Annotated in this window: 9 protein-coding genes; 4 read left to right on the top strand and 5 right to left on the bottom strand. The window is 62.5% G+C overall.

All coding sequences use genetic code 11. The features are described 5' to 3' along the window. Positions 1-107: 107 nt before the first annotated feature. Positions 108-1,097 carry a DUF1616 domain-containing protein gene (locus HYG81_RS36170; RefSeq protein WP_180840993.1) on the top strand — a complete coding sequence of 330 codons (990 nt, stop codon included), beginning with the start codon at positions 108-110 and terminating at the stop codon, positions 1,095-1,097. After that, positions 1,098-1,676: a metal-dependent hydrolase gene (locus HYG81_RS36175; RefSeq protein WP_180840994.1), complete on the top strand. Its 579-nt coding sequence runs from the start codon at positions 1,098-1,100 to the stop codon at positions 1,674-1,676. It abuts the gene before it with no gap. A gap of 409 nt (positions 1,677-2,085) precedes the next feature. On the opposite strand, the gene HYG81_RS36180 is transcribed toward HYG81_RS36175, so the two are convergent. Genes HYG81_RS36180 through HYG81_RS36200 form a run of 5 tightly spaced genes read right to left on the bottom strand, consistent with a single transcriptional unit; the run spans position 2,086 to position 8,551 of the window. Further along, positions 2,086-4,068, bottom strand: a complete 1,983-nt coding sequence (locus HYG81_RS36180) for a hypothetical protein (protein WP_180840995.1) — start codon at positions 4,066-4,068, stop codon at positions 2,086-2,088. Then, the gene (locus HYG81_RS36185) at positions 4,058-5,020 is read right to left on the bottom strand and encodes a glycosyltransferase (protein WP_180840996.1); all 963 of its coding nucleotides are present in this window, start codon (positions 5,018-5,020) and stop codon (positions 4,058-4,060) included. The genes HYG81_RS36180 and HYG81_RS36185 overlap by 11 nt, the downstream gene beginning before the upstream one ends. 2 nt (positions 5,021-5,022) lie before the next feature. Continuing rightward, entirely contained in the window at positions 5,023-6,093 is a 1,071-nt protein-coding gene (locus tag HYG81_RS36190) for a DUF354 domain-containing protein (RefSeq protein ID WP_180840997.1), read from the bottom strand. Beyond that, entirely contained in the window at positions 6,093-7,151 is a 1,059-nt protein-coding gene (locus tag HYG81_RS36195) for a glycosyltransferase family 2 protein (protein WP_180840998.1), read from the bottom strand. The genes HYG81_RS36190 and HYG81_RS36195 overlap by 1 nt, the downstream gene beginning before the upstream one ends. Further along, entirely contained in the window at positions 7,151-8,551 is a 1,401-nt protein-coding gene (locus tag HYG81_RS36200) for a nucleotide sugar dehydrogenase (protein ID WP_180840999.1), read from the bottom strand. The genes HYG81_RS36195 and HYG81_RS36200 overlap by 1 nt, the downstream gene beginning before the upstream one ends. 515 nt (positions 8,552-9,066) lie before the next feature. On the opposite strand from HYG81_RS36200, the gene HYG81_RS36205 reads away from it, so the two are divergent. Next, entirely contained in the window at positions 9,067-9,573 is a 507-nt protein-coding gene (locus HYG81_RS36205) for a helix-turn-helix transcriptional regulator (RefSeq protein WP_226375978.1), read from the top strand. Between the two features lie 838 nt (positions 9,574-10,411). Continuing rightward, positions 10,412-12,223, top strand: coding sequence for a glutamine--fructose-6-phosphate transaminase (isomerizing) (gene glmS / locus HYG81_RS36210; RefSeq protein WP_180841001.1), 1,812 nt, complete (start codon positions 10,412-10,414; stop codon positions 12,221-12,223). The last annotated feature ends 258 nt before the right edge of the window (positions 12,224-12,481 follow it).

Raw genomic sequence — 12,481 nt, forward strand, 5'->3', positions numbered from 1 at the left:
GTTGTCGGGATCGTTACAGCTCAGCCCCAAACAACCGGTAGACCGGCCTGCTGTTTCGAGCTTATCTTGGCGATAATAAACCGCCACTGTCCCCTCATGAGGAGACAATGAGCGACACCAACTGGTGGTATTTCGATCTGGCAGTCGTCATCGCAGTTACGGGGGCCCTCACGCTTGGGATTCTTTCAGGGGTATCTGGCGTAGGACGAATTGCGCTAATGGTTCCGCTCGTTCTCTTTCTTCCCGGGTATGCGCTCGTCTCTGCCCTCTTTCCGGACGAACCGAACGACGACTATCGATCCTTCGATGAGGAGAAAACCGGGCTCGGCAATCCGCTGTTGGTCAGTGGTGGACTCGAGGCGGTCGAACGAACGATCCTGTCAATCGTCTTTAGCGTTGCACTCGTTCCCGCGATCACCCTTTTCGCGAGCCTGACCCCTAGGGGCTTGACGCTGGAACCGGTGCTCCTCGGACTCGCAGCGGTCACCGTCGTCCTGGCGCTTCTTGCGATCGGTTCCCGCTACCGCTGCCCGGCCGACCGACGGTTCACTCCCTCGATCCTGTCGGTGTCTCCGTTATTTACTCGAGAGCGACAGAGCGCGTATGATCGGGTCAACGTTCGCCCGTACAACATCGCCATCGTGATCGGGGTCGGTCTCTTGCTCGCGAGCGCCGGGTTCGCCCTCGCGAACCCGCCAGAACACGATGGATATACTGAGATTTCGGTGGAGACGGAGAACGTCACTGGTGACATCGAAACGGTGTATGACTCGACGTACACTGCGGGAGAGACCCAGGAGTTGCAGGCGACGATCACGAACCAGGAACACGAAGAGCGACGCTACACGACCGTGGTACTGCTCCAGCGGACGAGTTCCGACGGTGAGACCGTGACCGTCAACGAGTCGGTCGAGATGGACAGGAAGAACGCAACAGTCGCTGATGGCAACGCTCACCAGCAGACCCTCGAGATCACGCCGACGATGCGAGGGGACGATCTTCGGCTGACCCTGTTGCTCTACGACGGCGAGCCACCGGCGGAGCCGACGTCTGAGAACGCCTATCGCAAACTTCACCTGCCGATCGAGGTCTCGTAGATGTGGCCGTGGGAGCACGTCGCGTTCGCGTACGTCCTGTACTCGCTGACCAGAAACGTGCTCTCCCGGACGTCACCCTCGGCCGGGGAAACGATCGCCGTCGCCGTCGGCTCACAGTTCCCGGATCTGATCGACAAACCGCTCGCCTGGACGTTCGGAGTCATGGAGACCGGGTACGCGGTCGGGCACTCGATTTTTGCCGCGCCGTTCATCATCCTTGCAGCGTACGCGGTGGCCGCCCATCGAGGAGACCGAATCCTCGCGGGTGCCTTCGCGTTCGCACATCTCTCGCACCCGGTTGCCGATCTGCTCGACAGGGTACTCAGGGGACGTCCAATCGACCTGCGGATCGTTCTCTGGCCAATCGAATCGCCGCCACCGGCCACGCAGGGCGGTTTCATCGATCATTTCGCGCTCTACTTCATTCAGTACGTACGCGTGCTCGTCGCCGGCGGACTGACGCCGCAGATCGTCTTCCAGTCGCTGTTGGGTCTCGCCGTCCTGGCACTCTGGCTGTTCGACGGTGCACCGGTCGCTGCTGACATCTGGCGAGGATTGCACGCCAAAAGACGGCAGTGAGCGGCAATCGAACGCGTCAGAACGGTCTCGAGCGAGCCACGATACATCTGGCGTTCGTGCTCGAGACGCTGTGTTCGCTACTGAAGCTGTTCTCGCGGCCGTGTTGTCTGTGAGTTGACCAGGCGAACGACGGGCAAGCACCTGCAATGTCAGCCGTGTCCGCGGGTCGTAGTTGTCCCGCTGAGCGTTCGCTCGAGAGCAGTAGTGGTCGGCACAGTGGCCGCGACAGCGCGGCGCTTCTCGGCCTCGAGACAATCGAGTGTAAATACGCGGGCTGATCGAACAAGTAGTACTGACCGTTCTGAGACCAGCAAGATGCGACAGAAAGAAGCGGGTGAGTCGATTCGTCGTCAGCTCTGCTTGCAGTAATTCGAACGCAAACGAATGGAATCGCCGACGAGAGCGGTGATCAGTTCCCGGCCGGGGAGGGCGTACAGAACGTCACGTCCCCGTTCGTGTAGACCGTGCCCTGATCCGGACGGCAGATTTGCTCTCGAGAGGGGTTCATTATCTCCGCGTTCCCGTCGGCGTCCGGGAAGAACACCGCGTCGGTCGATTGCTCCGTTCGATAGACCGTGTAGCTGTGATTCGTTGCACCGCCTTCAGGAACCGTCGCGGTCGTCGTCGATGGATAGGCACCAGTCCGATCGATCAGCGTCTGATACGGGTGGTCAGTGTGGAGTTCCTGATCCGGCCGGATTTCGTCACCGCCCGGTGAGCCGGTCAGTTCACCGATCGACTGGGCCGCGGCGAGTTCCGTCTGGTCGTACGCGAGGCGCTCGTGGTGATCCGAGAAAACCGGGTTGTCAGCGTTGCTCCCGGGAGCGAGGACCATCGCGCCGGGAAAGACGAGCGAGAACAGGATCAACACGGTGACGGCGAGTGCCGGCGTCAGGCTCCCCCGAAGCGTCTGCAGCCCGATCGCACCGAGGATTGCCATCGGTGCGTAGAGGAACGCGAACCAGCGCGTCGGGATGAAGTTCCGGATGCCGAACATCGGCAATCCGAGGACGAACACGAGCATGAACGCCGCCGCCAGCAGGAGGGTGAACACCGACTGTTCGGCGCGTCTCCTGTGGACGACGTACAGGCACCCGACGAACGTCACACCGAGCAGGAACAGGAAGCCGAGGGCGTCCACGTAGGGAACGACCTGGTCGATCAGCGACGGTGCGGCCTCGGCTCCCGCCTCGCCACCGTCGGATGAGGACGCGCTCGCGATATTGAGGAAGCCGGCGCTCTCCTCGAGCGTCTGTGCGAAGTAGCTCAGGACCGTGGCCAGGAACGACTCCCGTCGGTACGGCGTGAGCGACCAGACGAAGATCGTCAGCCCCGTGTTGAAGACGACGAGACCGATGAGGTTGACCGGTTTCTTCGTCCGGAAGACGCTCGCATCGAGCCGCGTCAGCCCAAGCGGGCCGATCACGAACACGATCTGTGCGAGAAACGCCGCGAGCAGCAAGACGAGCATGATGAACGTCGACACCTGATGTGTGAGGATGACGGCGACGCTCATCAGGAGAAGCAAGGAGAAGTCCCGAATCGTGTACTCGATCCGCATCACCCGGATCAGTGCGTACAGCATCCCGAGGAAGAAGACCAAGCCCAGACTCGTCGGGATGATATGCATTCCCCACCTCGCGACGTGACTCGAGAACGCGTAGAGTGCTGTCGCCAGCACCGCCCACCGTACCGGGACGAGCAGGTTCGTCGTCGAGTAGACGAGCAGGGCTGCCAGGGGCATCACGAGCCCGACGGAGAGATACAACGCAGCGCGAATCGGAACGTCGTACAGCAGTGAGGAGGCTGCCACCAGCAGGTGGTAGAACGGCGATCCGTAGTGTTTGTCGTGAGAGATCCCGCTCAATGATTGTTCGCTGAGAATCGCGTCGACGAACCCCTGATGCGTCCAGATGTCGATCCCGACGTACCCCGGGGTTGCGTACAGTGCAGTAAACCGGAAGACGAACGCGAAGCAAATGATCTGAAACAACAGCAGTCCGGGATGGAGGTCGCGGTCGTTCGCGAAGAGGATCTGGCCGATAACGAGCGTTCCGACGACACCCGCCAGTCCGAAGAAGATCGGCGTCCGTGCCCCCTGGACGACCGTGAGCGTCACGAGCGCGGCGAGTCCGACCAGCACGACGCTCGGGAGTGCCATCGTCACCGCGGACGGGAGGGTCGGGAACGTCTGCGTGTTGTCCCGCTGCTGGTACAGGGAGAGCAGATACAGCGCACACGCGGTTCCGAGTACCAGCGGGACGGTATTGATGTACAGCTGCGACGTAAGGAATCGGAGCGGGAACAACAGCGCCGCGAGCACGAATCCGCCGATCGCCGCGAGCGTGTCGAGTCGCAGCGGCCGCAGCTCCGACAGCGAGCTAAACTTCATGACTGACCCCCGCTCGGTGGGCCGTCCCGGTCGGTCGCTCGAGGACGCGACGATACACGTCGAGGAGCTGGTCGCCCATCGCCTCGAGTCCGAGTCCGTCGATCGCCTCGCGCCCGTTCGACCGGCGAGAGCCGTCGAGGACGCGCTCGAGTCCAGTGGCGAGCTCGTCGTCGGTCGAACCCACGACGCAGTTATCGACGTCGCCGATCGTCTCGCGGACGAAGCCGACATCGGTCGAGACGATCGGCACGTTACAGGCGGCGGCCTCCTTGACGACCAGCGGTCCGCTCTCCCGTTGAGAGGTCACGAGGAGGGCGTCGCTCGCGTTCATGTAGTAGGGCATTTTTTCGTAGGGGACGTCGTCGATCGTCCGTACCTCGAGGTCGACGTCGGCGTGGTCGGCGACGCGTTCGGCTCGCGGGAAGTCCTTGACGTCCCGACTTCGATCGTACGGAAACAGCGCGATCCGCGCCTCGGTGTCCCAGCCGATCCGGTCGCGAGCCTCCTCGCGCGGGATCGGTCTGAACAGCTCTGTATCGATGCCGAACGGGATCTCGACGTGTTCGGCGTCGAGTTCGCGGGACATCGCCGGACTCGGAATAATCGTCGCGTCGGCGAACCGAGCGCCGTACTCGCTGATCCGACGGAGCCATCCCATGTCGCTCATCAGATCCGTCCCCCAGAGGCTCAACACGACGGGACGGGTCGGCTGGGCGAAGAGGAACGGCGCGACGAGACCGTAGTGGCCGTGAACGAGATCGTACTCGTCCGACAGCACGTGCGAGAGGACTCGCGGGTAAAAGCGAAGGTAATCCAGCGGCGTCCGCGGAGAGTCGGCACTGTACTCCCCGGGAACGCCGATGACAGTACACTCGATACCGCGGTCTTCGAGGACCGATATCTGCTGTTCGAAGAACGATCGCGTGGAGGTAATGAGATGAAGGACGTGCATAGTTAGCCTGGATTCGGGACGGACAGTGACTCGTCCGGATCGGTTCCGGAGCCGGCCGTCTTGACCTCGCGGACGATGACGTCGGTCACATCGATCCGGTCGGCGAGGAGCCGGTCGCGTCGGCGCTGCCACGTCGATCGGTCGTCTTCCTCGACGATCGAGATCGCTCGCTCGAGCGAGCGAGCGTGTCGATTCTCGCCGTTGTAGCTGAACACGAGTCCGTACTCGTCGTCGAGTTCGGTCACGTAGCCGAGCGCGAGCGAGTTCACGTACACTGCCGGTGTCCCGAGGACCGCCGCTTCGGCGGCCATCGTCGCACCCTCGCCGACGAAGCAGTCCGCGTAGGCGAGCAAGTCGTGCATTCGATCCGGTGCCATCGTGTACCGGCGGGACTCGAGTTCGGCCGGGAGGTCGACCTCAGACGTGAGCAAGACGGTCGCGCCGGTATCCTCGAGGCGTTCGACGACGTCGACGGGATTGTCGAACCCGCCCTGTCCGACGTCGTGTGAGGAGTCCCAGCTGCTCAAGCGCATCACCACGAGCGTCTCCTCCGGTTCCAGCCCGGCGTCCTCGAGGACCGCGGGATCGGGCTCGAATCGGTCGGGATGAAGGTACGCGAGTTCGTGGTACCCGGGGTACGTGAGCTGCTTCGAACCGATATCACCCTGGTAGCACTCGGGTGTACAGACGACGTCGGCGAACGGATACGCGAGTTTCGTGATGATCGTCGCGTGTTCCGTGTCGTAGAAGACGACGCTCTTCGCACCAACCACCGACGCGACGTGAGCCGCGGCGACGCCGCCAATCGCCGTGATCACGTCCGGCTCTATCCGTCGCGCCCGTCGCAGGAGCCGCGTCTCGTAGGTGGCCTGCACTGCCGCCAGCGAGAGCAGCGAGTTCGACTCGCCGGCCAGCACCTCGTGATCGATCTCGGCGCGCTCGAGCAGTTCGACCGTCACCTCGTTTTCGCGGGCGAAGACGTGGAGTTCGTGGCCCTTCGACTGGAGTTCCCGGATCGCGTGCTTGAAGAAGTGGACGTGACCCGGATGCTGGATCGTCACGATCACACGCATCAGCGACGCACCCCCAGTTCGGCGTTGTCCTTCGCGTCGGTTCGCATCGCGACTAGGAACAGTCCGACGCTGGTGAGGAGTGAGAACGCGGCTGCAGTCGGTTCGCGCACCGACGCCTCGCCGTCGACTGCGTTCACGCCACCGAGGGTCGCAATCGCGGCTGCGGCCGCCAGCACGGCGATTCCTGCCGCGTAACAGAGGATGGTGGGGTGCAGTCTATCGGCGGCGAACTGAGTCTTCATCCGCTGACAGAAGCCACGCAGTAGCGTGATCGAGGTGACCGGGATGAAGGTCTTGTACTCGATCGTACTCTCCTCGTCGGCGTAGACGGCCGGCATTGACACGTCCGCGACGCGCATCTCCGCGATGTTCAGTCGGACGAGCAGATCGTTGGGATACTCGTGATCGTCCGGGAGCGACTCGATATCGATCGCAGATAGCGCTTCGTGAGAGATCGCAGTGTACCCGTTCTGGGGGTCCTGCAGGCGCCAGTAGCCGCTCGCGATCTTCGTGAGCTGGGTCAGGACCCAGTTGCCGAACAGTCGGAACGGTGGCATCTCTCGGCGCGAGGCTTGATCAGCGAGTCGGTTCCCCTTCGTATACTCGGCGTCGCCCTCCACGATCGGGTCCAGTAGCTTCGGGAGTTGACCGGGATCCATCTGTCCGTCCGCGTCCATCGTAACCGCGATGTCGATGTTGTCATCGCGCGCGCGAACGTAACCGGTCCGTAGCGCCCCGCCGGCACCTTGATTCTCCTCGTGACGAATGGGGATGATTTCCGGCTCCACGACGGCACCGCCGTCCGGGAGGGACGCGTGGAGGCGCTCGTTCCCGTCCTCGGGCGCACCGTCTTCGAGTGCTCCGTTTTCGAGGGACTGGTCGTCCTCCCTCGAGGCGGCCGCGTACGTCTGAATGATCCGCCAGGTGTTGTCCGTCGAGTCATCGTCGACGGCGTAGATGCGATCGACGAAGTCGGGGATCGTTGCGAGGACGTCACCGACGTGATCCGCCTCGTTATAGGCCGGGACGATCACGCCGATCGTGTGTCTGCGGTACATTATAAACTGCGGTAGACGAGTTCGGCGTCGGCTGCATCGTTCTGTTCGAACGCGCCCGCGACGTCGATCAGGGCGGCGTCGTCGTCGAGGTCTGCCGCGACATCGTCGAGTTCGATATCCTCGAACGCCGAGTGCGAGGTCGTGAGGAGGACGGCGTCGAACCCGTCGAACGAGAGCGATTCCTGGATATCGAGGTCGAACGATTTTCGGATTTCGTCGTTGTCGGCGTACGGATCGTATCCCGCGACATCGATGTCGAACTCGCGGAGGTGGTCGACGACGTTGGCGACCTTCGAACTGCGGATGTCACCGACGTCCGACTTGTATGCCAGTCCGAGCACCAGTACACGGCTCTCTTGCAGCGTCTTGTGACACTCGTTGAGCGCCTTGATCGTCAACTCGGCGACATGGTTCGGCATCGACTCGTTGACCTTCCGACTCGTCAGCATCAGTTCCGGATCCACTCCTTCTCGCTTCGCGCGATGGGCGAAGAAGTACGGGTCGACCGGAATGCAGTGTCCGCCGACGAGCCCCGGCCGGTAGTCGTGGAAGTTCCACTTCGTCCCCGCCGCCTCGAGCACCTCCTGAGTGTCTATGTCCATCGATTCGAAGGCCATCGACAGCTCGTTGGCGAGCGCGATATTGACGTCGCGCTGGATGTTCTCGATGACCTTGCACGCCTCGGCGACCTCGATCGACGGAGCGGGGTGGACGCCTGCGTCGACGATCGAGTCGTACAGCGTCGCGACGTCCTCGAGAACCTTCTCGTTCTGGCCACTGACGACTTTGACGACGTCCTCGAGCCCGTGTTCACTGTCGGCCGGCGTGGCGCGTTCCGGAGAGTAGCCGACGAAGAAGTCCTCGCCCGCGGTCAGTCCGGACGCCTCCTCGAGGGCCGGTGTGAGGACATCGCGCGTCGCGCCCGGGTAGACGGTCGACTCGAGGATGACTGTCGTTCCGGGATCCATTTCCGAACCGACGGTCGTGGCGGCGCTCTCGATGTAGCCGAGATCAGGCCGCTCGTCGTCGTCGATCGGCGTCGGAACGGCGATGATGACGTAGTCGGCCTCGGTTATCGTAGTCGCGTCCGTCGTATAGGAGATGTTCCCATCCTGAATCTGCTCATCCCGGAGGTCACCGGTCGTGTCGATCCCCTCCTGCAGTCGGTCAACCGTTACGTCGTCGACGTCGTAGCCGATCACGCGGTACTCCGACTGTGCGAAGCCGACCGCGAGCGGGAGCCCGACGTAGCCCAGCCCGACGACGCAGATCGTCGCTTCGCGGGACGATTGCTCCGTCGTGTGTTCGAGGGCGGTTCCCTCACTGCTCGTTTCGAGCGCGTACTGTCCGCTCGCTCGCTCGTCCGCCCGCTTCTCAGTGTCGCTAATTATCGTGGTCATGGGTGATGCGTTGTCGCTGGACCGTCACACGACCGTGTGCGACGGCGCCTGTCTGAATTGGGACGCCCGCAACCGGTCGGGGCGTGCCGTGAAATTAGAAAGCCACTGTCGGGGGTTTACTATAGCTCGGATAAACGGTTGCGAGCGTCCCACGCAGCGAAACCGGGAACCGGCGGGCGCTATCGACAGCGTTGGCCGGTCGACGGCCGGGCGTCCGGGTGACAGCTTAAAACGTTGTTAAACGCTCCTATACGGACTCATAATGAAGGTCCCCTGAGTCGGAGTATCAGTACGGTCGGTGAGTTCACGTCCATCGTAACTCGGTCACGCACCGGCTGTCACAGAACCGCGCACTCATGGTGATCAATCCCCAGATCGGAGTCGGAGCCCAGCTCGCATCGATTACTAGCACCGTCTCAATCAGTACGAGTCCGGCTTCGGCTTCCTACCAGGGCGTCCACGCGATTCCCTCGAGAGCGATTCTCCCCTGGGTCGACGGTCGGTCCAGTGGACCGTTGTCCGTACTACAACTGCTTCGCGTGTCGTCGTTCTGGGAAACGGCCCTGATCGCGGTTCTCTTCTTGCTGATCAGCGCGCTCGTTGGGATTCGTATGGCCGACGTGCTATCGAACCGCAATCTCGAGATTTCGTCGCTCCCGTCGCTCTCGTTCAGCACGCACACGGCAGGGGAGACGGACGAATCAATCCATGCACCCACCGATGATCAGTGGGCGTCCGAATCGTATCTGTCGCCCGAGACGCCACCGAGACTCCTGAGCGACGAGGGCAAGGTCGTCCGACTGCTCGTCGAAAATAACGGTCGCATTCGCCAGCATCAGATCACGGACGAAACAGGCTGGTCAAAGTCGAAAGTGAGCAGGATCTGCTCGCAAATGCACGCGGACGGGACGATCGAAAAGCAATCGGTCGGCCGGGAGAACGTTATCGTCTTTTCGGAGGCACTGCCCGACGACGAGACGCGTTCGAACGAAATCGGGAGTCCACAGTCCGCCCTCGACTGACGCCGTGGACGTTCCTGACTTCGCGGACACACAGATACACCGCCATTCGGAGTTGCTCCGTTCGAAGGAGCTCGACACACCGCCCTCTCGAACTGGGACAACTGCCAATTCAGCCGATTTCGTTGGACCCGTAAAACCGGATGAAACGGAGAACCCGCGTTTGCGAGACTTTATTTGCGATTGGTAGAACGCCTGGTTAGCACCCCTGTACGCTGATGGGCCCGCAACGCTGCAGTTTCGAACTGCGGCCGTGGGACCGGTCGTCTCGGATTGAATCGGTTATAGTAGCTACTGTACGGCACTGGACACCCGATCGCGCGACGGGAGCGCGGTTCAGAGCGATGCGCGGTTCGGAGCGAACACAGTGAGCGAGAACCGCGGGGGCACGAACGGTGAGCGAAGCGAGCCGTGAGCGTTCGACGTGAGCGAGAACCTCGGACCGTGCGATCGATGTGTCACTCGTTTCAGTGGCGACTCTACTCACCCGGTGCGGACGGAACCGGACGAACGCCCCGTCCTATTGGAGAAAGGGGGCGCGAACCCGGGGTTGAAAAACCGAATGCGTATTATGCGGTAGATAGCTCGCGTGAAATTCGCAGTACAGTCTTATTCGTGGTATAGTAATGGCCGCTGTTGTCCGTGTTGGAAGTAGCACCCGATCCGCCAGCGATGAGCGGATGGGATCAATAATATCAATGACACGGAACAGTCCTCCACGGAAGGCAGCGGTCTCGAACCGACGTGCTACGTCCGTCACAACCGCCGATCGCCTCGCTGACCACCATTTCGATAGTGTAGCGTGGTCGCCGGCCACCGCTCGAACGGAGGTGATCGGCTGATGTGCGGTATTATCGCACGAATCGGTCACGGGAACGCGGCGGACACGCTCATCACGGGGCTCGAGAACCTCGAGTACAGAGGCTACGACTCGGCGGGGATCGCTGTCCAGAACGGTTCCGGTGTCAAGGTCCACAAGTGCTCGGGTGAGGTGTCCCGCCTCAAATCGAGTCTCGACGGACGACCCCACGGAAACATGGGAATCGGCCACACCCGCTGGAGTACCCACGGGCCGCCGACCGACGAGAACGCGCATCCGCATACGGATACGGCGGGTGACGTCGCGGTCGTCCACAACGGCGTCATCGACAACTACGACGAGCTCAAGGACGACCTGCGAGCGAAGGGACACGAGTTCGAAAGCGACACTGACTCGGAAGTCATCCCGCACCTCATCGACGAGTACCGGGAGGAAACCGGAGACACCGAACAGGCGGTCCGACGGGCCGTCGACACGCTTGAGGGAAGCTACGCGATCGCTGCGATCGTCGACGGCGAGGAAGCGGTCTACGCTGCACGGAAGGGCTCGCCACTCGTCCTCGGCCTCGACGACGAGGAGTGGTACCTCGCGAGCGACGTGCCGGCGTTCCTCGATCACACCGACGAGGTCATCTACCTCGAAGACGGCGATATCGTCGTTCTCGACCCGGACTCCTACCAGATCTCCGATCTCGACGGCACCCCGATCGAGCGATCGACCGACACCGTCGACTGGGACCCGGAGGACGCCGGCAAGGGCGAGTACGACCACTACATGCTGAAGGAGATCAACAACCAGCCGACCTCTCTCGCCAATACGATCGAGGGTCGGATCGAAGACGGCGACGTCGCCTTCGATAGTCTCCCGCCTGGCTCGTTCGACGGGATCGAGTCCGTCCAGTTCGTCGCGTGCGGGACGTCCTATCACGCGGCGATGTACGGTGCACAGTTGATCCGGGAAGCCGGCCTCCGAACCGAGGTAATCCGCGCGAGTGAGTACGGGTCCACGTCCGGACCGGTCGACGAGAACACGCTCGTCATCGCGGTCACCCAGAGCGGCGAGACCGCCGACACCCTCGATGCGGTCCGGCAAGCAACCGAGCGCGGTGCTCGTTCGCTCGCTGTCACCAACGTCGTCGGCTCGACGGCCGCGCGCGAAGCCGACGATGCAGTTTACATCCGCGCCGGCCCGGAAGTCGGCGTCGCAGCGACGAAGACGTACTCCTCGCAGGCGGTCACGCTCGCGCTGCTCACCCAGCGCATCGCGGCGGACGTTCCGGACGGGACGCCCGCCGATGATCGAGCGGCGATGCTCGAGGCGCTCGAGGACCTCCCGGAACACGTCGAGGCCGTCCTGGAAACGAGCCGGGCGGAGGCGCTGGCTCAGGACATGTTCGATAGCGACTCGTACTTCTTTATCGGTCACGGGCTCAGTCACTCGGTGGCCCTCGAGGGTGCGTTGAAGTTCAAGGAGATCACCTACGAACACGCGGAAGGGTTCGCTGCCGGCCAACTCAAACACGGCCCGCTCGCCCTCGTCACCGAGGAAACGCCGGTGTTCGCCGTCTCGACCGGTAGTGACAGTGACAGTAAGACGAAGACGAACGCGATCGAGGCACAGTCCCGTGGCGCGCCGATCGTCGCCGTCGGACCGGACGATCAGTCCCTCGTCGACGTCGCCGACGCACACCTGTCAGTGCCCGACACCCACCCCGTCTGGGCGGGCCTGCTCGCCAACGTTCAACTCCAGTTGCTCTCCTACTACGCCGCGAAGCAACTCGACCGCCCGATCGACAAACCGCGCAACCTCGCGAAGAGCGTCACGGTCGAATGATCGCCGCGTTTCTCGAGTAACGCCTTTTCGACGCGTCCGTTTGACACCGCCTGCGGCGGTTCTCGAGCCAATACCGGACGGAAACGGTCGTGTGTATCCAGTGGACAGTGAGTTACATCACTCGAGGAGCGACGGGACCACAGGTGACGGGTTGCTCGTCCGGACGAGCGACCGAGAGGTGACAGCAGCGGTCGCACACACTCGGAACATCGAGTGGTCACGGACACTTAGAACACCAGGCAGTATGCATACCCGAAA

The organism is Natrinema zhouii, from assembly GCF_013456555.2.
Taxonomy (GTDB): domain Archaea; phylum Halobacteriota; class Halobacteria; order Halobacteriales; family Natrialbaceae; genus Natrinema; species Natrinema zhouii.